The sequence below is a fragment of the Gramella sp. Hel_I_59 genome, assembly GCF_006714895.1.
Lineage (GTDB): Bacteria > Bacteroidota > Bacteroidia > Flavobacteriales > Flavobacteriaceae > Christiangramia.
This window is the reverse complement of record NZ_VFME01000001.1, coordinates 669,067-692,483: the sequence shown is the minus strand read 5'-3', so window position 1 is coordinate 692,483 and position 23,417 is coordinate 669,067. Positions and strand designations below refer to the sequence as shown.

Here is a 23,417-nt window from a genome sequence, read left to right as displayed (position 1 = left end):
AGATCCCGTTTTTGTTTTTAGTCCTTAAGATCTGCAGTTTTCAACCTCAGCGCATTCGCAATTACTGAAAAACTACTAAAGCTCATCGCAAGAGCAGCAATCATTGGTGAAAGTAAAATTCCGAAGAATGGATAAAGTACACCAGCCGCGATAGGGACACCTACTGTATTGTAAATAAGTGCGAAAAAGAGATTTTCCTTGATGTTCCTCATCACTTTCTGGCTAAGTAAAATCGCCTTTCTTATACTTCTTAGATCACCATTAACCAGCGTAAGAGCAGCGCTTTCTATAGCTACATCTGTTCCGGTTCCCATGGCAATTCCCACATCTGCTTTCGCAAGTGCCGGTGCATCATTGATCCCATCACCTGCCACTGCAACGATTTTCCCACTTTTCTGCAGCTTTTCAACCTCTTCCAGTTTATTTTGAGGTAACATTCCAGCTTTATAATTTTTAATACCAATCTCGTTGGCTACTGCAGCCGCGGTATTCTCATGATCGCCTGAAATCATGATCACATCGATGCCATGTTCTTGCAGATCTGAGATCACTTTCTTTGTTCCTTCCTTGATCTTATCGGTCAGTACTACATAGCCTTTCGCCGCGCTATCTATAGCTACATAACTTACTGTATTCCCTCTTTGTTGTTCTTCGGAAACACTGGCAGCATGATCTGTGGAAATTTCAATATTGTTGGAATCCATCAAAGCTTTGTTGCCTATTAAAACTTTGCTTTGCTCTAATATTCCCGTAACTCCCTTACCTGTATCCGACTTAAAATCTGAAGTTTCTAAAAGTTCTATTTCGTGCTTTTCCGCATAATCTACAGTTGCTTGTGCTAAAGGATGTTCACTGTTCGTGTTCAGACTGGCAATAATTGCTGTTAACTTTCCTGAAGTATATTCCGAAGAAACAGAAACTACTTTATCTACGCTTGGCTTACCTTCTGTTAGTGTCCCGGTCTTATCGATTATGAGCGTATCGACTTTGTTTAGCCGTTCCAGAGATTTTGCATTTTTTATTAATATTCCATTACCGGCACCACGACCAATTCCAACCATTACAGACATTGGAGTTGCCAGACCAAGTGCGCATGGACAGGCTATGATCAATACAGCGATTGCATTAACGAGCGCATAAACCAGTTGAGGTTCTGGTCCAAATATTGACCAGACTATAAATGTGATTACCGAAATAATGACCACTACTGGCACAAAATATCCTGAAATCTTATCTGCTAATTTCTGAATTGGCGCCTGGGATCTACTGGCTTCATTCACCATTTTGATGATCTGGGCAAGCAAAGTATCATCCCCTACTTTTTCAGCTTGCATGATGAAAGATTGATTTCCATTGATCGTTCCAGAACGAACTTCATCTCCCTTCACTTTATCTACCGGCACAGGTTCACCGGAGATCATCGACTCATCTATACTGCTTTCTCCTTCTGAAATCTTACCATCTACAGGAATCTTGTCTCCTGGCTTGATCTTTAAAAGATCACCTTTCACAATCTTGCTGGTGGAAATTTTCTCTTCTTTACCGTCCTTGATTCTAAGCGCAGTATTTGGTTGCAGCTTCAATAATTCCTTAATAGCCGAATTGGTTTTGCTATGTGCCCTGGCTTCCAGCACCTGTCCCATTAATACCAAAGTAAGGATGACGGTGGCGGCTTCAAAATAGACATGTACCGTACCCGATTCTGTTCTGAATTGCGCCGGAAAGAAATCTGGCATCAACATTCCAAAAACGCTAAAGATCCAGGCTACTCCTGCTCCAATTCCAATGAGTGTAAACATATTGAGGTTCCACGTGATGATAGACCTCCATGCACGCTGAAAAAACATCCAGCACGCGTAAAATACTACCGGAAGTGACAATCCAAACTGTATCCAGTTCCAGGTTTGCGCATCAAACCAGGTTTGTAAGTTGTTATTCGGAACCATGTCTGACATGGCAATAATGAATATCGGAAGCGTAAATCCTATGGCGATCCAGAATTTGCGTAGTAGTTTTCTATAACCTTTTTCTTCGGCTGAAGGTTCCGGTTGCTTTGGCACAAGATCCATCCCGCAAATTGGACAATCTCCGGGTTCATCCTTGCTTACTTCGGGATGCATAGGGCAAGTAAATTCAACCGACTTTTGATTGGTATTGACCTCCTCAACCAGGTCCATCCCACAAACCGGACAATCGCCAGGTTTTTCGTAGGTTTTATCACCTTCACAATGCATAGGACAATACCAGACACCCTTACCGTTTTCAGCAGATTTTTTAACTTCTAAATTTTCAACTGATTTTTCCGTACCAGGCATATGGATCGTATAATTCCCACCTGCTTCTTCCATTACTTTTTGTAATTCCTTCAGGGAAACTGGTTCCTTCATTTCAAGAATTGCTTCTTCATTATGAAGATCCACTTCCGCAGAATTGATTTTATCAAGGTTCCCAAGTGCTTTTTGAATGTGCATCTTACAACCATTACAGGTCATTCCATGAACATCATACTTTTCAACGATCTTTCCATCATCATTCGTTTGGAATTCCTCGATACCATAATTTCCGCCTTCGGACTCCAGTTTATTTCTCAGCACCGAAATCTTCAAATCCTGTTCTGCCGTTATCATCGCAGTTTCATTCTGTAAATTCACTTCCACATGATCCACAGCTTCGATCCCTGCCAGGGTTTCTTCCACATGTTGGCGACAACCATTACAGCTCATCCCCGTAATTCTATAAGTTCTTTTCATAAGGCATCATTAATTTGCAAAAATAAGGCTAGTTGTCACAAGTAAATTTTAATCCTATGCGAATAACTTTCAGAAATTAAAAAAAGCTCTGCGTTAAACAGAGCTTTAAAATTTATGCTGCGTAAGCTTCACAGGCTTCTACGCATTCGCGGCATGCTTTCGCACAATCCTGACAATGCTTGTGTTCGTGTTTTCCGCACTCATCTGCACAAGCCTGGCAAACTTTCTTACAATAATCTACTAATCCCTGTACATCCTGGTAATTGGTCGCAAGTACCTGGTTTAATGTAGAACACACCTCTGCACAAACTCGATCTGTCCTGATACAATCCTTCATCATTTTTACATTGTCCTCATCCAGGCAGGCATCTGCACAATAGTTACAGTGGTTGATACAATTTCCAAGTGCGCTAATAAGTTTCTCATTTCTCATAATCAATTGATTTTTAAGGTTGAAACTCAATTTAACAAGGAAGTACCATGATGACTTTTAAAATTTTGCTAAGTTCTTTCAGTTTTACAGCTTTTTAACTTCCGTAGCCATAGATTAAGAACTTTTAGGATCTACATTTTCCCAACTCTAACCGATGAGCAAGAGAAACTTTTAAAAATCTGCAGGGATTTTAGTTGTGCTTTCCACAGTGGCCCCTGGAATTCAGTAAAATCTCAAAGTCAAACTCGCCTAAAGTCTAATAACCCATGAAAAAACTATGCATGTAAGCAATAAATTTTCCGTGTGACTTAGGAACAATGATCTACCGTACCTCACTGATATTAAACAAAATACTTTCTAAAATAAATGCTAAGCCTTGCTGTTGATCCAGCCTCTACCCTGCATAGAAAGTGTAGTTTGTAAAATATCTATGGCGATAAAGTCACAAAGCAGAACGCTTATGATGACGAAGGTTTCTATAATAATTTATTGGTTGGATGGGAAATGAAACAAATCTTAATAACCAGTACACTATAGAAATATTAAAATTTCGAATACAATGCTAAACCGAATCCAGGTTCTTCCTGTTCTTCCCTTCCAGTTGGCGATATTCAGAAGGAGTAAGACCAGTTGCGTTTTTGAATGAAGTAGATAGATAAGCCGGAGTGGAATAACCTAGGAGATCTGCAATCTCTGCAATTCCAAGCTCATCATAATCGAGTAGTTCCTTGGCTCGTTCTATACGCACGGCGTTGTAGTATTTCTGGATACTCTGTCCCTCACTTTCTGAGAATTGATGGGTAATATGACTATAATCAAAATTGAGTTTAGAAGCCAGTAAAGTCGATAGCTTCGTATTGGATAATTTATCCGAATAAACCTCTTCAATGATCAGAGATTTGATACTGTTCACCAGTCTTTGATCCCGATCCGTGATAATTTCAAAACCAACTTTTTCAAACTCTTCTTCCAGCATTTTAAGTTTATCAATTTCCACGGGCATTTTCAGAATAACTTCTCCAAGCAGAACCTCATCGAAAGGAATATCGAGTCTCTCAAGTATCTCGCTCACGGTCATAATGCATCGCTGGCATACTACATTTTTAATATGGATTCTAAGATCTTGCAAGGGTTTTTCTTTAAGTTGAAAAGATCCCGGTAACTGGAATTACCGGGATTCTCTCAGTTCTACTGAATAGTTTCATCTACTCTTCCACATTTTAGCATCTTATCACCGTAATATGGATTCCTGATCTCTTCTGAAGTTGCATACCAGTAGTCTCCTTTTCCTTCAAAAGCCATCGGGCAGTATTGCTTATAGATCTTCCCTGAAGAAATAGCACCTTTCAATACCGGATCTATCGCTGCTGTTAATTCTGAAAAGATCTCTCTTTGTACATTGACGTCCTGCTCTTCAGAAAGTCTTGCTGCGATCTTCGCAATCTCAGAATTTTCTTCGGCTAAAGTAGCTTCCAGCTCTTTTGCAGCTTCCGCGGTAGCTTCAGCATCTGTTTGTACGAGGGCATCTTTGACTAAAATATACTTCTTAAAAGCTTCATCTATAGTAGCATTATTAAACTCCGCTTCAGTTATTTCTTCTGGAGTGTTATTGATTTCCTGCTGTTCTTCTACAGTGGTTTCTTCCTGTTCCTTCTTAGTTTCTCCACAGGATTGAAATGCCAAACTTCCGGCTACCAGGCTCAACATTAGTAAACTTCTTAATCTCTTTTTCATTTCCGATTTTTTTTAAAATTTAAATTTATAGAATCGAATCCACAAAATACAATTGCGTTTCGTTTTACTTGTTTTCCAGTCTTTCGATCATTTTTTTCATTTCGGCAATCTCTTTCACCTGTGCCTTGATGATGTCATCAGCCAGTTTTCTCACTTCCGGGTCATCAATATCGGCCCTTTTACTAGTTAAGATCGCGATCGAATGATGCGGGATCATCGCTTTCATATACAACACATCCCCAACTACCGGACTTTGGGCTCGAACAAAACCAAGCGCACCTAAAAATAAAACAAGACTTCCCGCATAAATTGCAATATTCTTTTTCCGGTTTTTATACATTTTTAGCATCATAGACAGCATGATCACTGCCATTGCTGAAATTCCCAGGCAGGTCATATAAAATCTAGTTAGACTGAAATATACGTGGTCAATTTCATAGGTATTCAGGTACATGGTGATATACATGGCTATAAAGGATAGTCCAAGCATTCCAAAGAATCTACCGTAATTGCCTCCTTTCATTTCGTGATTAGATGTTGATTTGTCATTCATAATTGTTGGTTTTTGATGGTTTATTTTAATATTTCGGTTACCTCTCCACAGCTTAACATTGCATCCCCGTAATAAGGGTTTCTCACAACATTTTCCCGGCTTAGCCAGTCAGCACCCTGGTTAGAGTGAACCATAGGACAGTGTTGAATATATAGTTCATTTTCGATATTTTTCATATTCCTCGTGATCCCAATGATCTGTGCCGAAAGAATTCTGAAATGATCCCGCTGAATTTCCAGGTCTGTACTTTTTGAAATTGCCGATAGCAGTTCAAGTATTTTTTCTAAATGCGCAGCGAGCATTTTATCTGAAGTTCCTGATTCTATATTCTCAAGTTCTTCTCTCAATTCTGAAGCTAGCGAGGCAGCTTTCTTTTCATCTGAAGCTACCAGCGCATTTTTCATTTCAAAATAGGTATCAAGGCTTTTCTCAAATTGAGATTCAAACTTAGCTGAAAGTTTTATTTTCATTCCAGTAACAGAATTCGCTTTGGATCCACCGTTCATCATACTATTCTTTCCCTGAAGCTGAGCTGCAGCATCTACGGTAAATGTTCCATTGGTCACGATCTCAGTTCCACTTTCGAGTCCGCTTAGCACCTGGTAAGTTGCTCCAGAAGAATTCCCTAGAACAACTTCCCGCATTTCGAAAACCGGCTCGGTAGAAGAAGTTTTTACATATACCAGTGAGCGTTTTCCAGTCCACATTACAGCTGTTTTAGGCACTTCAAGAGTTTCGGTGTTTGCAGCCTGCTCCATTTCAACTTCAGCTTCCACAAACATGCCTGGTTTGAGTTTATTTGATTCATTGTTCAAAATCACCCGGACTTCAACCGTTCTGGAATCTGTGTCCAGAATAGGATCGATAAAAGATATTTTACCGCTTAGTTTTTCATTTTGCAAGGCATTCACTGTAATATCCAAAGTTTGTCCTTCTTCCAGGTTACTAATCTGGGATTCGTAGGCATCAAAAACCGCCCAGACAGTGCCAAGGTTAGAAACCTTTAATATCGGCATCGCATCCTCAATATGCGAGCCTTCCTCGACCATGATCTCGGTAATGGTTCCGGTAACATTCGAATGTACAGGCCAGTTGGTTCTTACATTCCCGGTTTCCACGATCTCATCCAGCATCGCATCGCTTATCATCCAGTTATTAAATTTCTTACGTACCGCATTATATAGCTGAGGCTGGGAGTTTTTTAATTTCGCAGCTGTAATTAATTCCTGCTGGGCTACCACAAGTTCAGGAGAATAGACACTGGCAACAATTTGCCCACGATTTACCCTGTCTCCTACTGTATTTACGTAGAGCTTTTCTATTCTGCCATTAAAATGGGCAGGCATTACCGCTTTCTTATCTTCATTAATCTCGATCTTACCAGAAAGAGAAATCTTGCCTTCCAACCCGCTTTCCTTGCCTACAATAGTCGTTTGAATATTCGCCAATTTCATCGCGTTATCTGTGAGACTAAATTGATTTGCTGCCAGACCTTCCGAAGAATTTTCAGCGGGAATAAGGTCCATCCCGCAAATAGGACAATCTCCGGGTTCAGGTTGCATAATCTGTGGGTGCATAGAGCAGGTCCACATAGACTCCGTATCAGAAGTTTCATGGTCATGATCGCCTGAAGCTTCTCCAGAATTACTTCCGAAGAACAAATAGCCAAGGATTAGTCCGAAGACCAGGATTCCTATATATATCAGTATTTTTTTCATCAGCTTAATTGTTAGTAGTGAGATATTTCACGATTACATCCTTTTTATACCAGCTGCTCACGGCTTCTATAAGACTCATTTGTATTTGTAACTGTATTTCCTGAATGTCCAGCACGTCATCAAAATCGATCGTACCGGTTTCATACTGCTTCAGCAATAACTCCTCTGCATTCTTTGCCTGAGAAAGATTATCAAGCTGAGTTTCATACTTAATCCTCGCAGCTGCACGTTCGTTCAAGGCAGTTTGTAATCTAGTATTCAGATCATTCAGTGTATTGGCTCGCTCTAAATCTATCTGTTCCAGTTTGAGGTCGTTTTGCCTGCTAACGGACTTATATTTTTTATTGAAAACAGGCACAGAGAAAGAAAGCATTGGCATAATAATATCCTTCCCATTATCTGGAACCATCATATCCTGTCGCTCCTGAACGCTTATATAATCGAGTCCAAATCCAAATTTTGGGGCAGATTCCAGTTGATTCAGTTCTTCTGAAGTTTTTACGCTTTCTGCAAACCTATCATAGCGTTGTAGCTCGGGATGTAATTGCAAACTTCTATTATCTTCTCGCCGTGGTGGTATAGAGATCGAATCTTTCCATTCTAAGACTATTTTATCTTCGGAATTTAAAAGGTTCTTAAACTTGTTTTCCAGTGCTTCGGAATTTAGCTGAAGGTTCCTCGACTTTTCCACCAGATCATTTTGTCTCATTTTAAGCCGAAGGACTTCTACGGCAGAAGCTTTGCCTACTTCAACAGAATTTAAAGCCATGGTTCTGTAAACCTCCAGTAATTCCACATTCTGCTCTAGTACTTCCATCTTCCGCTTTACTTCATATAGTTCGAAATAGACCTGGGCAACATCTAGCTTCAGCTGTCTCCTGGCGATCTCCAGTTCCGCTTCCTCGATACCTACCATATAGCCTGCATAATTACGCCTGGAGTTAATAGTTCCAAACCAGGGCATCATTTGCCGTACAGAAAGTCTCAATTTTTGAGCTCCCGTCCTTGTTTCTGGTTCACTCACAAAATAACCCACTCCAAATTCAGTATCAGACAGCGTATTCGCTTCATTGATTTTTTCTGAAGCAATCTCTACAGATGAATTCATCGACTGGATCGCAGGATTCTTCCCTAGAGCCTGATTTTGATAATCCTTTAGTTGCTGGGACTGCACTGAGTGGAACGTGAAAAGTGTTACGATGAAAATCGTTACCAGTATCATGTCCTTACACATGATTAAAGTATTATGAACTCTTTCTGCTTTCATCTTAAATAATTTTAGTCTTGCTAGTTTTAATGGAGCTAACCAGGATTGCATTCAATTCTTTGCAAACTTTATTCAGCTTAGATTGATCTGTATTTTGCATAAAATCTGAAACCTTTTTACTTAATACAAATTCCTTCTTTTCATTCACCAGAATCTCATATCTCTTATCAGTAATTAATAGATCCGAATAGCTATTATCTCTCAAAATACTTCCTCTCATGATCAACTTTTAAGTCTTTTAATTTTAGCTTCCTGCCTCCAGCTAAAGAGCACCGGTACTACAAACAGAGTGATTAAGGCAATCAACATTCCACCAAAAGCAGGAATTGCCATTGGGATCATGATATCACTCCCACGCCCAGTCGAAGTTAAAATAGGGAGTAAAGCCAGAATTGTAGTGGCTGTAGTCATTAAACAAGGTCGAATTCGCTTCTCCCCGGCTTCAATAACAGATTGCCGGATTTCCTTTTTATTATCTGGAGAATTGGCTTCGAAGGTCTGAGTAAGATAAGTAGCCATCACTACGCCATCATCTGTAGCAATGCCAAAGAGCGCAATAAAGCCAACCCAAACGGCAACACTTAAATTGATCGTTTTGATCTGAAATAACTGTCGGAAATTTTCTCCAAAAAGACTAAAATCCATAAACCATTCCTGCCCGTATAACCAGATCATCAGGAAACCACCACCAAAGGCAACTGCAATTCCCACGAAAACCATCAGTGACGTGGAAACAGATTTAAATTGGAAATAGAGAATAAGAAAGATGATAAATAAGGATAAGGGAACCACCATAGACAGCGTTTTTTCGGCTCTCACCTGATTCTCATAATTCCCGGTAAAACGATATTTGATCCCGGCTGGAACATTGAGTTCTCCAGAATCAATTTTCTGCTGAAGGAAGGCGGTGGCGTTCTCTACGACATTTGTTTCAGCAAAACCGTCCAGTTTATCGAACAGAACATAGCCAGTAAGGAATGTATTTTCACTTTTAATAACCTGCGGTCCCTGCTCGTACCTAATTTCCACCAATTCTCCCAGCGGGACGGGCGATCCACCTTCCACTGGAACATAAATATCCTTGATATCTTCTGGACCAGCTCGCAATTCTCGCGGGTATCGTACCCGAATCCCATAACGCTCACGCCCCTCTACCGTCTGGCTTAGATTCATTCCACCTACGGCAACCTGCAAAACCTGCTGTACATCATCTATTGAAATACCGTACCTGGCCAGACTTGCCCTTTTGATATCGATGAGTAAGTATGGTTTCCCTACTATTCTATCGGCAAATACCGCTTCGTCTTTCACTCCTTCGACCTGCTTCAATAATTCTTCAAGTTTCATCCCGAAATCCTGAATTTGTTTTAGATCCTGGCCCTGCACTTTAATTCCCATTGGCGCGCGCATTCCCGTTTGGAGCATGATCAAACGAGTTTCGATTGGTTGTAATTTTGGAGCTGAGGTGACTCCGGGTAATTTTGTTACGCGCGCAATCTCATTCCAGATGTCATCAGGCCTTTTAATCTCTGGTCTCCAGTTTCTGAAATACTCTCCGTCATCATCGGCAATTAACTGTTCAGGTCCAAGCTTCAGAGGTTCGCTAACCAGAGAGTCAGTATAATTTTCTGGACTTTCTAATTCTGAATTAGGATTAGCTGCCAGTTTTCCGTTTTTCAGCATAAAGAATCCATCTTCATTAACGCGAAATTTCTGTTTTTCTCCCGCTGCGTTCTCCATATATTCAGATTTATACTGAATAATATTTTCATACATCGAGAGCGGTGCAGGATCCAGGGCAGATTCGGTTCTTCCGGCTTTTCCCACCACGGTTTCAATTTCAGGAAGACTTGCTACCGCCATGTCCAGTTGCTGTAAAACCCTTTTATTTTCTTCAACTCCGGAATGTGGTAGAGATGTAGGCATTAATAGAAATGAACCTTCATTTAGGGAAGGCATAAATTCCTTACCGGTATTCTTCATAATAAAGAATCCAAGGACGAGAATTGTGATTGGAATACTTAGAAATAAAGCTTTGTTTTCCAGCGTCCAGGTTAGAATGCATACATAATACTTTTTGAAGTAATAGAATACCGCCAGTAAGCCGAAACAAATAACAGAAACGAAAAGCAGGTTCAGCAAAACATTATTCTGAAGTCCGAGTGGTCTCCAATAAATGGATAACAAAAGGATGATCGTTAGTACTGAAATCGCAATTTTCAAGAACTTGCTTTGCTTTTCATCGATCTTATCTAATTTCAGAATAAAGTCTACTAATCCAAATGCTAGTAAGGCCAGACCTATCCAGTATCCTAGAACAATCGCTACGATACCCGCCAGGATCAATAATCCGGGTACTACGAAATTCAGTTCTTTCCGAATTTTCCTCTTCTTGAAAAGTATGGCAGCAACTGGCGGAATCAGGAATAGCGCTACCAAAAGAGATGAAACCAGAGCCATGGTCTTTGTAAATGCCAGAGGACGGAATAATTTACCTTCTGCTCCTACCATCGTGAAAACCGGTAGAAAACTTATGATCGTGGTAAGTACAGCTGTTAAAATGGCTCCTGAAACTTCAGCAGTAGCTTCGTAAACCAGTTGATTTGTGGGGCGGTTATCCTTCATATCCAGATGCCTGATAATATTTTCAGAAAGAATGATTCCCATATCCACCATCGTACCTATTGCAATAGCGATCCCGGATAAAGCCACAATATTAGCCGCCACGCCAAAAAGCTTCATAGAGATAAAGACCATCAGGACCGCAACCGGTAACAATCCCGAAATGAGGATCGAAGCTCTTAGGTTAAAAACCATGATGATGATCACCAGAATGGTAATAAGGATCTCCATAGTTAAAGCTTCATTCAGGGTTCCAAGAGTCTCCTGGATCAATTCTGTTCTATCATAGAAGGGAACGATCGTAAGTTGAGATTCGGTGCCGTCCTGCAAGGTTTTAGAAGGAAGACCTGAACTAATTTCAGTAATTTCAGCCTTGACATTATTGATCACCTCTAAAGGATTGGCGCCATAACGCGCTACCACGACTCCTCCAACAACTTCAGCACCTTCTTTATCAAGAATTCCGCGACGGGAGGCTGGTCCCATTGACACATTGGCAATATCACTAATCTTTATAGAGGTATAATCTTCGGAAGTCACCACAGCATTTTCAATGTCTTCTACAGATTTTACGTAACCAAGGCCACGAACCAGGTATTCTGCCCGGTTAATTTCAAGAGTTTGGGCTCCTATTTCGCGATTGCTTGCCTTGACCGCTTTCACAACCTCATTAAGACCAATATTATACTGTCGCATGAGTTCAGGTTTTACGTCAACCTGGTACTCCTGGACATATCCACCAATACTGGCTACTTCTGAAACTCCGCTGGCTCCTGAAAGCGCATATTTCACATAATAATCCTGAATACTTCTCAATTCCTGAAGGTTCCAGCCTCCGGTAACATTTCCATTCTTATCACGGCCTTCAAGAGTGTACCAGAATATCTGACCCAATCCTGTAGCATCGGGACCTAGGCTTGGGTTCACATCTGCCGGCAATAAATTTTCCGGAAGTGAATTAAGTTTTTCAAGAATCCTGCTTCGGCTCCAGTAAAATTCTACGTCTTCTTCAAAAATGATATAGATGCTTGAAAAACCGAACATAGAAGAACTACGAATGGTCTTCACTCCTGGAATCCCGAGTAAGCTGGTAGTAAGTGGATAGGTTATCTGGTCCTCAATATCCTGGGGAGAACGTCCTTTCCATTCAGTAAAAATGATCTGTTGATTTTCACCTATATCGGGGATTGCATCTACCGCCACGGGATCATTTGGTAGTAAACCGGTATCCCAGTTAAAAGGTGAGTTAATGACACCCCAACCAATAAACATCACCAGGAATATAAAGGCGACGAGTTTATTTTCGATCAGGTATTTGATGCTTTTATTCAGCATTATTTAATAATTAAATTAGAAATAGCGCATATAACGCAAAGAGCCACTGCAAGGAACTGAGTGGTACAAATTCTATAACTTAACTATCAAATAAGAAAAACCTGGTCTTCCAACTGTATGTTAGCAACCAGCAAGGGAGGAGAATAATCTTTAAAAGGAATGATCTGTTTTGGTAAGCTTTCAAACAGATTGATGTAGGAATACGTAAATGTAGTAATGAATAGTTGCTGATAAAAATCGAAAGAATCGAATGAAATTTTCAATTCATCCTGGCCTTCAACTTCAACCTTTTCATTGGTGCAACAATGAGTTTCATCCTCGGCATTCATCGACATTCCGCAGGTTTCTGCCTTTGAAAAAACCGCCTGATCAACCAGGTGACTTCCGCAGAAATGTTTATCTACAGTAAAAGACATCGTTGATAACATGACTATAAAGGCCATGCTCAAAGAAATCATATGTCGTAAAAGTTTTTTCACAGATTACAAAAGTACAAAATTTTGAACATCTACGGTTTACTACCTGATTTTCAAACGTAACCAGCAAATTTATAATCTAAATTCGAGACTGGATTTCAAAATTCAGGATGAAACTTTCAAATTTATTTCTTGCTAATCCGGTAATAATAAAATGCGGGAAGCAGGATAAGCAGAAATAATGGATGAATAAGAAATCTTCTTACGTAGAATAAGGCGAGGTAATGTTCTCTTTCAATATTTAGGACCAGAAATATAAAAGCGCTTACAGCTCCCAGATAAAGCAAGGCGTAGAGGATAACCGAGAATTTGAGCATGCTCCTATTCTGAAAAGCAACATATATAATTCCTATTGAGATCGCACTATTAAGCGCATAGCGTATACTGAGGTGAATCATAAGTTCCGCCATGTTCATAGGCGGAATAATACCCAATAGATAATCTGACCTGAAAAACTCTATTAATGGATCATAAAACAGACTATCTTCAAAAAAACGTATCGCTGCAAGTAGCAAAACCATGAAGCTAATAAGAATTATCTTATATCTTTTCTTCATGCTTTTTTGTATTTAGTGAAGATTCGTATCCATACCAGCCAGAGGAGGAAAACCATTCCGTAGATCGCCAGTGGAAAAAATACAGTGTGCATAAAACCAGAATATTGCGGATATTCTAGAATACTCACAGAGAGGATCACGATTCGTAAAATATTCGTAGCATAGATAAGAGTGGCACCTGCAAAAATATAGATTAGAGTCGTGGAGGTTTTCCCAAAGAATGCCAGAATAAAAGAGGTGAATAGTATAATAATGCTCGCTGAGTTACAGCCTTCAACTATCCCGGCTAGAAAATAACCTTCCACCATTAGTTTCATGGATAGTCCTGTATAATGCATCACCACCTCTACGTTGTCGTAACCAAGAGCGTGCATTACATCTCCACTCTGGTAGGCCACCAGTCTTGTGAGCGCATCGGGTACGGGCTGAGTTTGCTCATAGAACAATAGAAATGCATTGTAAGCGCTGGAAAAAAGAAAATAGCTTCCCAGGAATACAAAAATAAAACGCAATACCGTTCTGTATTTCTTGATGAGTTTCAGCAAAGTAGCGACTTGGTTTTTAACAAATTTATAGATTTAGACTCCATGCTTTACACAGCAAATTGAATACTTTTGCACCAAATATTGTTAATATGAATTTTCAGGAATTAAGACCACAAGTAGAACAGATTCTACAGGACTCGAATATAGATGTCAAACAACGAATGACCCAAGTTTGCGAACTATTGGAGCAAAATATAAGTTATTATGACTGGGTTGGATTTTACTTCAAGAATGGAAATAAAGAAGAACTAAAATTAAAAGCTTTTGCCGGAGAGCCAACAGATCATGAGATCATTCCATTTGGGAAGGGTATTTGCGGACAGGTAGCGGTAAGCAATCAGAATTTTGTTGTACCAGATGTAAAAGCACAGGATAATTATATTGCCTGCAGCATTAATGTAAAAGCAGAAATCGTAATTCCGTTATTTGTAAATGGTGAAAACGTTGGGCAGATCGATATTGATAGCCACACAGCTGATCCTTTTACTGCGGAAGATGAAGAATTTCTGGTTTGGGTGAATGAGAAAGTAGCAGAGATCCTATAGATCACAATAAACTACCAAAACAAAAAACTCCTGATTTCTCAGGAGTTTTTTTATTCTTATATCGTGTTCAAAAATTACATTTGAAGTGCGATAATAAAGAAAAGAAATGCAAAAAATCCTACTAATTGTAGTATAGATAGCAGGTAGTTCTTTTCGATCTCATTTCCCATTTCCATAGTTTTTTGTTTTAAAATTACATAAGCTATGCCTTCGCTGTCAGATCTTTAACTAACTTTAATTTATTTTAGAATAATTTATGTAAAATAACTCCTGAAAATCTCTTTTCGTTAAGATAATATTTACATCCCGGTACGAATAGCTTCCACAGGATCAAGTTTTGAGGCCGACATTGCTGGAATAATTCCCGACACTAATCCTATAATTGCCGAAACCAGTGTTCCAATAAACATATTATATGGAGAAAGGACAAATTCAAAGTCTCCGGTAAATTGTGAGGCCACAATAGAAACCAGCCAGACAAAGAACAATCCTACCAATCCTCCAATCACGGAGAGTATGACAGCTTCAAATAAGAATTGGGAAAGAATAAATTTGTTTTTAGCTCCCAAAGATTTCTGAATACCAATAAGGTTGGTTCTTTCCTTTACACTAACAAACATAATATTCGCAATTCCGAAACCTCCAACCAGTAAAGAAAATCCACTAATTACTAAACCAATAATATTCAGCTGCCCTGTAATATTGTCTACAAATTCTGTAAGACCCTTTAACTCATTAACAAAAAAGTTGTTGATCTCTCCGGGCTTTATTCCGCGCATATTCCGAAGGTTTTGTTCCAGCAAAGCGATAAATTCATCGCTATCTGCTCCACTTTCAGGCTTCATCACCAATTGTGGAAATACCGTTCCCTTCGTGGTTCCGTAAACCAGTCGTGCAAAGTTCGCAGGCACAAAAGCCTGACCATCCCTGGAACCAGTAAACAAGGATTGCCCTTGTTTTTTAAGCACTCCAATGACTGTTGCTCTACGTCCAAATATTCGTATTTCTTCACCAATTCCATTCGAACCACCAAACAGCGTTTGTGCTACTTCATGACCCAGAACAACAACACCTGATCCGCTTACAGATTCAGATTCGTTAAAAAATCGTCCTTCTGCGAGTTCCAGTGCTTCAATATCATAGTATTCATGAGTAACTGCTCCTATATCCACACCACTACTGGTAACATCCTGGTATTTGATCGCGGCTCCTCCGGGAATTCCCAGAGCAAAACTTATATTATCAAGATCTGGTAAGCTTTTTTTTAGATTCTGGTATTCCTCATAAGTTACATCTGGAAACTGCTGACTCTTCCATCTAGGTATATCGCTAGGTCCAAATTTGAACCTCATCACGATCACCGTACTGTTGTCCAGTGAACTCAAACTTCCAGTAATATCCTTTTTTAATGAATCTACCGCTGCAAGTACAGCGATAATGGAGAATATACCAATGGTCACCCCAAGTAGGGAAAGAAAGGTTCTAAGCTTATTATTTGTAAGAGCGCTTATCGCAAAATTGAAGCTCTCTTTAAGTACCCGTAAATAGATCAGCATAATTTAAAATCTGCTATTAACTCATGAATTTAAGATAGGACGCAGGATCCAAAATTTCGTTACAAAATTTATCGATAATTCATTAGTTGCACTTTTAAATTTTTCGCTTTATTGGTTACTTTTGCAGCTTTAACAAACACAACACAATGAGCGAATTAAAACAAGCAAAGTCTGCTTTAATTTCAGTCTTCAGTAAAGATGGTCTTGAGCCTATCGTGAGAAAACTGGATGAGCTGGGCATTACCATTTATTCCACTGGTGGAACCGAGAAATTTATCAAGGATCTTGGAATAGCGGTGGTTCCTGTAGAGGATGTTACCTCCTACCCTTCTATACTGGGTGGCCGGGTAAAAACTCTTCATCCAAAAGTATTTGGCGGAATTCTTAATCGCCAGGATCATGAAGGTGATGTAAAAGAACTGGAACAATATGAAATTCCGCAGATAGACATTGTGATTGTGGATCTATATCCTTTTGAAAAAACAGTTGCTTCAGGCGCTGCTGAACAGGATATTATAGAAAAGATAGATATTGGTGGTATTTCCTTGATTAGAGCTGCGGCTAAGAATTTTAAAGATGTAACCTGCGTTTCTTCCGTAGATGATTATGCTGAATTTTTAGAATTACTGAATGAAAAATCTGGTAATACTGAAATAGCTGATCGTAAAAAATTCGCTGCCAAAGCATTTAATATTTCCTCTCACTACGATTCAGCAATTTTCAACTATTTCAATGCTGAAGGTGATATTAATTCTTTCAAACAAAGTGAACTGAAAGGTAAAGAGCTTCGATACGGAGAAAATCCTCATCAAAAAGGAACATTTTTCGGTGATTTCGATGCAATATTCGATCAGCTACATGGAAAAGAATTAAGTTATAATAACCTGCTGGATGTGGATGCTGCCGTGAATCTCATGAACGAGTTTAAAGGTGAAGCTCCAACTTTCGCGATTTTAAAGCATAACAATGCCTGTGGTCTTGCGCAAAGAGACTCGATCCACCAGGCTTATGCAGATGCCCTTGCTGGTGATCCTGTTTCAGCATTTGGAGGAATTCTAATTAGCAATGTGGAAATAGACGCCGATACTGCTGAAGAAATCCACAAACTATTCTGTGAAGTGGTTATCGCCCCTTCATTCTCTTCGGAAGCTGAAGAAATTTTAAAAGGCAAAAAGAACAGAATTCTGCTTATTCAGAAAGAAGTTGAACTTCCGAAGAATCAGGTGAGAACATGTCTTAACGGAGTTCTCGTTCAGGATAAAGATCTAAAAACCGATGCTGCTGAAGATCTTAAGCTGGCAACCAGCAATAAAGCAACAGATTCTGAGTTATCTGACATGATATTTGCTTCCAAGATCTGCAAGCATACAAAGTCAAATACAATAGTTCTGGCGAAAAACAAACAATTATGTGCAAGTGGTACCGGGCAAACGTCCAGAGTAGACGCTCTTACGCATAGTATCGCCAAAGCGAAATCATTTGATTTTGACCTGAATGGTGCTGTGATGGCCAGTGATGCATTCTTTCCTTTTCCAGATTGTGTGGAAATCGCGGGGAATGCCGGAATCACTGCAGTTATTCAACCTGGCGGAAGCATCAAGGATGAACTGAGCATCAACTATTGCAACGAAAATAATATCGCAATGGTGATGACCGGGACACGCCATTTTAAACATTAAATTCATTACATTTACCCAAACCTCAACACCTAATAAATACTATGGGATTTTTTGACTTTCTCATTGAAGAAATTGCAATCGATTTAGGAACTGCCAACACTTTGATCATACATAATGACAAGGTAGTTGTGGATAGCCCTTCGATCGTTGCCAGAGACAGAACCTCTGGTAAAATTACCGCAGTAGGTAAAGAAGCTGCGATGATGCAGGGAAAAACTCATGAGAATATCAAAACCATCAGGCCATTAAAAGATGGGGTGATTGCCGACTTTGATGCCAGTGAGAAAATGCTCACGATGTTCATCAAGGAGATCCCAGCGCTTAAGAAAAAACTTTTCACTCCTGCACTTCGAATGGTTATTTGTATTCCGTCTGGAATTACAGAGGTTGAAATGCGTGCTGTAAAGGAAAGTGCAGAAAGGGTAAATGGAAAAGAAGTATACTTAATCCATGAACCAATGGCTGCGGCTATTGGTATTGGAGTAGACATCATGCAACCAAAAGGAAACATGATCGTTGATATTGGAGGTGGTACTACAGAAATTGCTGTGATCGCTCTTGGAGGGATCGTATGTGATAAATCTGTAAAGATCGCAGGAGATGTATTCACCAATGATATCGTCTACTACATGCGAACGCAGCATAACCTTTATGTTGGTGAGCGTACTGCGGAAAAAATTAAAATTCAGATTGGTGCTGCGACTGAAGATCTTGAAGTCCCGCCAGACGAAATGAGCGTACAGGGACGTGACTTGCTAACAGGGAAACCTAAGCAGGTGAATATTTCCTATCGTGAAATTGCTAAAGCTCTGGACAAATCCATTCTTAGGATCGAGGATGCCGTTATGGAAACTCTTTCCCAAACACCGCCAGAACTGGCTGCCGATATTTACAATACAGGTATCTACCTTGCCGGTGGTGGTTCTATGCTTAGAGGACTGGACAAACGTCTTTCTCAAAAAACAGACCTTCCGGTTTATATTGCTGAAGATCCTCTTAGAGCTGTAGTTCGTGGTACCGGAATTACCTTAAAAACACTGAATCGCTATAAAGGCATTTTGATCAAGTAGGAGAAGCTTAGTTTATGCAGCAGATTTTCAATTTTCTTATTAGGAATAAGAATTCAATTCTATTCCTATTCCTGTTTGCTGTTTCTATTTTTCTCACAGTTCAAAATCACTCCTTCCACAAAAGCAGGTTTATAAGTTCTGCAAACTATGTGACCGGTGGTGTCTATTCATGGTCTAATGGTATCAACACTTACTTGAACCTGGAAGAATACAATGAACGACTGATCACTGAAAACAACCAGCTTCGAAATATCATTTCTAATATGAATGATAGTATTTCGATTTCAAAACAGCTGGACAGTACATCATTTGAAGGAGATTATATTTTCAGACCTTCTCGTGTTATTAATAACAACTTCGCTAAAATTGATAATTACCTAACTCTTAATCGTGGTGAAAATTCAGGAATTCAGAAAGAGTTTGGAGTAATTACCAGCCAGGGAATTGTTGGGATCGTAGACAGAGCTAACAACAAGTACTCCCGGGTCATTTCAATACTAAACAGCAGATCCAGGATCAATGCACAATTAAGCAGTACCAATCATTTTGGAAGTCTTGTGTGGAATGGAGAAGATCCAAATATCGTTCAGTTAATAGACGTTCCCAGACAGGCTCCTGTACAAAAAGGAGATACCATTATTACGGGTGGAAGGTCACTAATATTTCCTGAAGGATTACCAATTGGTAGTATCGAAGATTTTACACTGGATCAAACTCAAAGCTATTACACGATCAACATCAAACTATTTAATGACATGACCAATATTGGTTATGTTTATGTGATCGAGAACATCAATAAAGACGAAATTAAGGAATTGCAGGAGCCAGATGAACAGTAAACTAATATCAAATATTGCCCGCTTCGTGATCCTGATATTTTTACAGGTTCTAATTCTGAATAACATCAATTTTCTGGGGTATATCAATCCGTATTTATACGTGTTATTTATCCTGCTTTATCCGTTTGCCGGAAACCAAAGTCTGTTCCTTATTCTATCCTTTCTGCTAGGATTAAGCATCGATATTTTTGAGGATAGTGGCGGGATCAATGCAGCTGCATGTCTGGTTGCCGCTTTTGCCAGACCTAACCTGCTACGGTTCTCCTTCGGAATTAGTTATGATCACCAGAATATCAGACTGGCTTTTACGCCTTTTGGAGCTAAATTCAGTTATGTTTCCCTTATCGTTCTAATCCACCATTTCGTATTTTTTTCTTTGGAAATGTTTAGTGTAAATCATATACTTCTTATACTCAAGAAAACTCTTTTTTCAAGTATCTTTTCAGTAATTCTAATATTGCTGTCATTAACACTTTTCAGTAGAAAACATCGATGAGAAAATTATTGCTGTATATCACGATCCTTACCACAGGTCTTATATTCCTGGGGAGATTGTTCTATCTACAGGTAATCGATACCTCCCTTGCCATACGCTCGCAGGATAACGCCATCAAAGTTATATACGATTATCCGCAGCGTGGATATATTTACGATCGTAATGGGGAACTTATGGTAAGTAATCAGCCGTCATATGATGTCATGGTTATACCAAGAAACCTCAAACCTTTCGACACAACCGAATTTTGCAATATTCTGAATCTTTCCCGGGAAGACCTGGAAAAGAAATTGGACAAGGCAAAGATCTATTCTCCCATGCTACCTTCAGTAGTAATACCGCAGCTTACCAAAAGTGAGTACGCGATACTTCAGGAGAAAATGAGAAACTACCAGGGATTTTATATTCAGAAGAGATCTTTAAGAGATTACCAGGTAAATCACAGCGCAAATGTACTTGGTTATATTGCTGAAGTAAACCCGAAGATCGTTAATGATAATCCATATTATATTTCTGGTGACCTTATTGGGCGGGCCGGTGTAGAAAGTTATTACGAAGAACTTTTAAGAGGTGAGAAAGGTGTAAAATATATTCAGAAGGATAGATTCAATAGAGATATTGGACCCTATAAAGAAGGTGTTTTTGATTCTTTGCCCGAAAAAGGTAAGGATATCACTTTGACCATCGACGCTATATTGCAGGATTACGGCACAAAATTGATGGAAAACAAGCGCGGTGGTATTGTTGCGCTTGAACCTAATACCGGAGAAATCCTAACCCTTATTACGGCTCCAACTTACGATCCGGCAGATCTGGTAGGAAGAAAACGCTCTCCAAATTTCACCAAATTATACCTGGATGAAGACGCAAAACCACTTTATGACCGTGGGCTTTTAGCTGAATATCCTCCCGGATCTCCTTTTAAAACCTTGAATGCCTTGATCGGACTTCAGGAAAATGTGGTAGATACAGATGATTCCTTTTCCTGTAATCATGGGTATCCATATGGTCGCGGAAGGAAACTTGGTTGTCACGCGCATAGAAGTCCGTTAAGCATGATCCCGGGAATTGCCCAATCCTGCAATGCATATTTTGCGAATGTATATCGTCGCATTATTGAGAAATATCCCACTCCGCAGGAAGGAATGGATGCCTGGAATGCGCATTTAAAAAGTTTTGGCCTGGGAGATTATCTGGGATCTGACCTAAGTACTGGAAGATCAGGTAAAATCCCTGATTCTGAGTATTACAATAAGATCTACGACTATCCAACTTACAAATGGTATGCTACAGCAACTCTTTCCAATGCGATTGGACAGGGAGAGGTTCTAATGACGCCAATTCAACTGGCGAACATGGCAGCTACTATTGGAAATAAAGGCTGGTACTACACTCCGCATATTCTGAAAGAGGTAAACGGGCAACCAATTAAAGAAGAAAAGTACACCACGAAGAATGTAACTACTATTGAGAAAAGACATTTCGAACCAGTAGTGGAAGGAATGCACGAGGTTTATAAGAGCGGAACAGCTTCTGCTCTTAGAATTCCGGGCATCGAAATAGCAGGTAAAACAGGTACTGCGGAAAACTTTACGAAGATCGATGGAAAAAGGGTTCAGCTTACAGATCACTCGATCTTTGTAGCCTTTGCTCCTGTAGATAATCCAAAGATCGCAATTGCAGTGTTCGTGGAAAATGGATACTGGGGTGGTCGTTATGCCGGAAGAATTGCCAGTTTGATGATCGAAAAATATCTGAAAGGAACTATTACCAGAACAGATATGGAAGACTGGATTCTGTCGCATAGCCTGGAAGACGAATATGCCAAGCCATTAAGCGGCGAACCCTTCATAATTAACAGATAAATGGCGAGAAGCAATGGAGCCAGTTTTGACTGGATAAGTATCTTAATCTATTTAGCACTTATACTTTTTGGTTGGGCCAATATCTACTCTGCTTCATTGGGATCAACCAGCGGTTCTTTTTTTGACCTTGAACAGCCTTATGGAAAACAGGCTCTGTTCGTTGGTCTTAGCATATTTCTCGTCATTATCATTTTATCTATAGAAGCGAAATTCTACCAGCGCTTTTCGAGTATTATATATTTAGTATCGCTTCTCTCACTGGCCGGGCTCTTTGTCTTCGGTAAAACAATTTCAGGAGCAACCTCCTGGTATTCCTTTGGAAGCTTTGGACTGCAACCATCTGAATTTGCCAAATTTGCAACCGCCCTTGCCCTGGCGAAATATCTTAGTGATATTCAAACCAATATTAAAAGACTGGATCACCAGGTCAAGGCTTTTATTATTATCGCAATTCCTGCAATTCTAATCGTACCTCAGCCAGATCCAGGAAGTGCCCTGGTTTACGCTGCTTTCTTTTTCCCGTTATATCGTGAAGGTCTTTCTGGCTTTTATCTTATAACCGGACTCTCGGCGGTCGCAGTATTCATTTTAACGCTAATTATAGGTCCCATCTGGGTAAGTGTAGTAGTAGCCGTGATTGCCTTAGTGATGTTCTTTCTGAAGTCCCGAAAGGGCCCGGGAAAAATCCTGATCAGCGTTTTTGCGATTATATCCATCGCGTTGAGCTTTTCAGTAAATTATATTTTCGAGAATGTTTTTGAACAGCGTCACCGGGATCGTTTCAACATTGTTCTTGGAAAAGAAGTCGATTCAAGGGGAATTGGTTATAACACCAACCAGAGTGAGATCGCGATTGGTAGTGGAGGATGGTTTGGCAAAGGCTGGACTGAAGGAACTCAAACAAAAGGACATTTTGTACCAGAGCAACATACAGATTATATTTTCAGTACAGTTGGAGAAGAATGGGGCTTCTTAGGTAGCGCAATGGTTGTATTCCTGTTTGTGGGCTTATTGTTAAGACTTATAGTTTTAGCCGAAAGACAAAGAGATCAATTCTACCGGATTTACGGCTACTCTGTCATTGGTATTCTATTCATTCACTTCCTGGTAAATATAGGAATGGTGATAGGTATTTTTCCAACAGTTGGTATTCCATTGCCATTCTTTAGTTATGGTGGCTCAGGCCTTTGGGGATTCACTATACTGCTGTTTATATTTATCAAACTCGATAGCGATAGACTGTCTTATTAAGAGCACTGCTCTGTCATTAGCAGGATCGCTGCTATTAGAAGGATGATAAATGGGTAGATATATTTACGTTTCATAATTTCAGTATTGCGCATAAAAAAACCCGGAATTACTCCCGGGTTGTATTTG

20 protein-coding genes are annotated in these 23,417 nt (G+C 39.7%); 7 read left to right on the top strand and 13 right to left on the bottom strand.

Translation table 11 applies throughout. The features are described 5' to 3' along the window. Positions 1–17 precede the first annotated feature (17 nt). From JM79_RS03125 to xrtF, 12 genes are all read right to left on the bottom strand, one after another. The gene (locus tag JM79_RS03125; protein ID WP_141876767.1) at positions 18–2,750 is read right to left on the bottom strand and encodes a heavy metal translocating P-type ATPase; all 2,733 of its coding nucleotides are present in this window, start codon (positions 2,748–2,750) and stop codon (positions 18–20) included. A 112-nt stretch (positions 2,751–2,862) separates the two neighbouring features. Then, the gene (locus JM79_RS03120) at positions 2,863–3,183 is read right to left on the bottom strand and encodes a four-helix bundle copper-binding protein (RefSeq protein ID WP_141876766.1); all 321 of its coding nucleotides are present in this window, start codon (positions 3,181–3,183) and stop codon (positions 2,863–2,865) included. Positions 3,184–3,745: 562 nt separating this feature from the next. Next, a complete protein-coding gene (locus tag JM79_RS03115) occupies positions 3,746–4,312 on the bottom strand; it encodes a response regulator transcription factor (RefSeq protein WP_141876765.1) in 567 nt (188 codons plus the stop codon). A gap of 59 nt (positions 4,313–4,371) precedes the next feature. Beyond that, a complete protein-coding gene (locus tag JM79_RS03110) occupies positions 4,372–4,917 on the bottom strand; it encodes a DUF3347 domain-containing protein (RefSeq protein WP_141876764.1) in 546 nt (181 codons plus the stop codon). Between the two features lie 64 nt (positions 4,918–4,981). Continuing rightward, positions 4,982–5,470 carry a DUF305 domain-containing protein gene (locus JM79_RS03105; RefSeq protein WP_141876763.1) on the bottom strand — a complete coding sequence of 163 codons (489 nt, stop codon included), beginning with the start codon at positions 5,468–5,470 and terminating at the stop codon, positions 4,982–4,984. Positions 5,471–5,490: 20 nt separating this feature from the next. Further along, positions 5,491–7,188, bottom strand: a complete 1,698-nt coding sequence (locus JM79_RS03100; RefSeq protein WP_141876762.1) for an efflux RND transporter periplasmic adaptor subunit — start codon at positions 7,186–7,188, stop codon at positions 5,491–5,493. 4 nt (positions 7,189–7,192) lie between these two features. Then, complete coding sequence (locus tag JM79_RS03095) at positions 7,193–8,455, bottom strand: TolC family protein (protein ID WP_260443363.1); 1,263 nt, start codon at positions 8,453–8,455, stop codon at positions 7,193–7,195. Between the two features lies 1 nt (position 8,456). Further along, complete coding sequence (locus tag JM79_RS03090; RefSeq protein WP_141876761.1) at positions 8,457–8,675, bottom strand: hypothetical protein; 219 nt, start codon at positions 8,673–8,675, stop codon at positions 8,457–8,459. 2 nt (positions 8,676–8,677) lie between these two features. Next, complete coding sequence (locus tag JM79_RS03085; RefSeq protein WP_141876760.1) at positions 8,678–12,412, bottom strand: efflux RND transporter permease subunit; 3,735 nt, start codon at positions 12,410–12,412, stop codon at positions 8,678–8,680. An 86-nt stretch (positions 12,413–12,498) separates the two neighbouring features. Beyond that, complete coding sequence (locus JM79_RS03080; RefSeq protein ID WP_260443362.1) at positions 12,499–12,870, bottom strand: hypothetical protein; 372 nt, start codon at positions 12,868–12,870, stop codon at positions 12,499–12,501. Between the two features lie 143 nt (positions 12,871–13,013). Beyond that, positions 13,014–13,445 carry an exosortase F system-associated protein gene (locus JM79_RS03075; protein ID WP_185739457.1) on the bottom strand — a complete coding sequence of 144 codons (432 nt, stop codon included), beginning with the start codon at positions 13,443–13,445 and terminating at the stop codon, positions 13,014–13,016. After that, complete coding sequence (gene xrtF, locus JM79_RS03070) at positions 13,442–13,990, bottom strand: exosortase family protein XrtF (RefSeq protein ID WP_141876757.1); 549 nt, start codon at positions 13,988–13,990, stop codon at positions 13,442–13,444. Before xrtF ends, JM79_RS03075 begins: the two co-directional genes overlap by 4 nt. An 89-nt stretch (positions 13,991–14,079) precedes the next feature. Between xrtF and JM79_RS03065 the strand changes: the two genes are divergently transcribed. Then, complete coding sequence (locus JM79_RS03065) at positions 14,080–14,535, top strand: GAF domain-containing protein (RefSeq protein WP_141876756.1); 456 nt, start codon at positions 14,080–14,082, stop codon at positions 14,533–14,535. A 299-nt stretch (positions 14,536–14,834) separates the two neighbouring features. On the opposite strand, the gene JM79_RS03060 is transcribed toward JM79_RS03065, so the two are convergent. Next, the gene (locus JM79_RS03060) at positions 14,835–16,091 is read right to left on the bottom strand and encodes an ABC transporter permease (protein ID WP_141876755.1); all 1,257 of its coding nucleotides are present in this window, start codon (positions 16,089–16,091) and stop codon (positions 14,835–14,837) included. A gap of 146 nt (positions 16,092–16,237) precedes the next feature. Here JM79_RS03060 and purH point away from each other — a divergent pair, with 146 nt between their 5' ends. Genes purH through rodA form a run of 6 tightly spaced genes read left to right on the top strand, consistent with a single transcriptional unit; the run spans position 16,238 to position 23,291 of the window. Continuing rightward, positions 16,238–17,770: a bifunctional phosphoribosylaminoimidazolecarboxamide formyltransferase/IMP cyclohydrolase gene (gene purH, locus JM79_RS03055; RefSeq protein ID WP_141876754.1), complete on the top strand. Its 1,533-nt coding sequence runs from the start codon at positions 16,238–16,240 to the stop codon at positions 17,768–17,770. Positions 17,771–17,811: 41 nt separating this feature from the next. Continuing rightward, positions 17,812–18,840 carry a rod shape-determining protein gene (locus JM79_RS03050; RefSeq protein WP_026914537.1) on the top strand — a complete coding sequence of 343 codons (1,029 nt, stop codon included), beginning with the start codon at positions 17,812–17,814 and terminating at the stop codon, positions 18,838–18,840. Between the two features lie 14 nt (positions 18,841–18,854). Continuing rightward, the gene (mreC, locus tag JM79_RS03045; RefSeq protein WP_141876753.1) at positions 18,855–19,679 is read left to right on the top strand and encodes a rod shape-determining protein MreC; all 825 of its coding nucleotides are present in this window, start codon (positions 18,855–18,857) and stop codon (positions 19,677–19,679) included. Next, the gene (locus JM79_RS03040) at positions 19,669–20,175 is read left to right on the top strand and encodes a rod shape-determining protein MreD (RefSeq protein WP_141876752.1); all 507 of its coding nucleotides are present in this window, start codon (positions 19,669–19,671) and stop codon (positions 20,173–20,175) included. The genes mreC and JM79_RS03040 overlap by 11 nt, the downstream gene beginning before the upstream one ends. Continuing rightward, positions 20,172–22,040 carry a penicillin-binding protein 2 gene (mrdA, locus tag JM79_RS03035; protein WP_141876751.1) on the top strand — a complete coding sequence of 623 codons (1,869 nt, stop codon included), beginning with the start codon at positions 20,172–20,174 and terminating at the stop codon, positions 22,038–22,040. The genes JM79_RS03040 and mrdA overlap by 4 nt, the downstream gene beginning before the upstream one ends. Further along, positions 22,041–23,291, top strand: coding sequence for a rod shape-determining protein RodA (rodA, locus tag JM79_RS03030; RefSeq protein WP_141876750.1), 1,251 nt, complete (start codon positions 22,041–22,043; stop codon positions 23,289–23,291). Positions 23,292–23,417: the final 126 nt, after the last annotated feature.

What these genes read in the sequence shown, in the direction of transcription:
- JM79_RS03090 (WP_141876761.1), bottom strand. Translation starts at nt 8,675, where the DNA reads ATGAGAGGAAGTATTTTGAGAGATAATAGCTATTCGGATCTATTAATT.
- JM79_RS03110 (WP_141876764.1), bottom strand. Translation starts at nt 4,917, where the DNA reads ATGAAAAAGAGATTAAGAAGTTTACTAATGTTGAGCCTGGTAGCCGGA.
- JM79_RS03050 (WP_026914537.1), top strand. Translation starts at nt 17,812, where the DNA reads ATGGGATTTTTTGACTTTCTCATTGAAGAAATTGCAATCGATTTAGGA.
- JM79_RS03065 (WP_141876756.1), top strand. Translation starts at nt 14,080, where the DNA reads ATGAATTTTCAGGAATTAAGACCACAAGTAGAACAGATTCTACAGGAC.
- JM79_RS03105 (WP_141876763.1), bottom strand. Translation starts at nt 5,470, where the DNA reads ATGAATGACAAATCAACATCTAATCACGAAATGAAAGGAGGCAATTAC.
- JM79_RS03040 (WP_141876752.1), top strand. Translation starts at nt 19,669, where the DNA reads ATGAACAGTAAACTAATATCAAATATTGCCCGCTTCGTGATCCTGATA.
- JM79_RS03095 (WP_260443363.1), bottom strand. Translation starts at nt 8,455, where the DNA reads ATGAAAGCAGAAAGAGTTCATAATACTTTAATCATGTGTAAGGACATG.
- JM79_RS03120 (WP_141876766.1), bottom strand. Translation starts at nt 3,183, where the DNA reads ATGAGAAATGAGAAACTTATTAGCGCACTTGGAAATTGTATCAACCAC.
- purH (WP_141876754.1), top strand. Translation starts at nt 16,238, where the DNA reads ATGAGCGAATTAAAACAAGCAAAGTCTGCTTTAATTTCAGTCTTCAGT.
- JM79_RS03080 (WP_260443362.1), bottom strand. Translation starts at nt 12,870, where the DNA reads ATGATTTCTTTGAGCATGGCCTTTATAGTCATGTTATCAACGATGTCT.
- JM79_RS03100 (WP_141876762.1), bottom strand. Translation starts at nt 7,188, where the DNA reads ATGAAAAAAATACTGATATATATAGGAATCCTGGTCTTCGGACTAATC.
- rodA (WP_141876750.1), top strand. Translation starts at nt 22,041, where the DNA reads ATGGCGAGAAGCAATGGAGCCAGTTTTGACTGGATAAGTATCTTAATC.
- JM79_RS03125 (WP_141876767.1), bottom strand. Translation starts at nt 2,750, where the DNA reads ATGAAAAGAACTTATAGAATTACGGGGATGAGCTGTAATGGTTGTCGC.
- JM79_RS03085 (WP_141876760.1), bottom strand. Translation starts at nt 12,412, where the DNA reads ATGCTGAATAAAAGCATCAAATACCTGATCGAAAATAAACTCGTCGCC.
- JM79_RS03060 (WP_141876755.1), bottom strand. Translation starts at nt 16,091, where the DNA reads ATGCTGATCTATTTACGGGTACTTAAAGAGAGCTTCAATTTTGCGATA.
- JM79_RS03075 (WP_185739457.1), bottom strand. Translation starts at nt 13,445, where the DNA reads ATGAAGAAAAGATATAAGATAATTCTTATTAGCTTCATGGTTTTGCTA.
- mreC (WP_141876753.1), top strand. Translation starts at nt 18,855, where the DNA reads ATGCAGCAGATTTTCAATTTTCTTATTAGGAATAAGAATTCAATTCTA.
- mrdA (WP_141876751.1), top strand. Translation starts at nt 20,172, where the DNA reads ATGAGAAAATTATTGCTGTATATCACGATCCTTACCACAGGTCTTATA.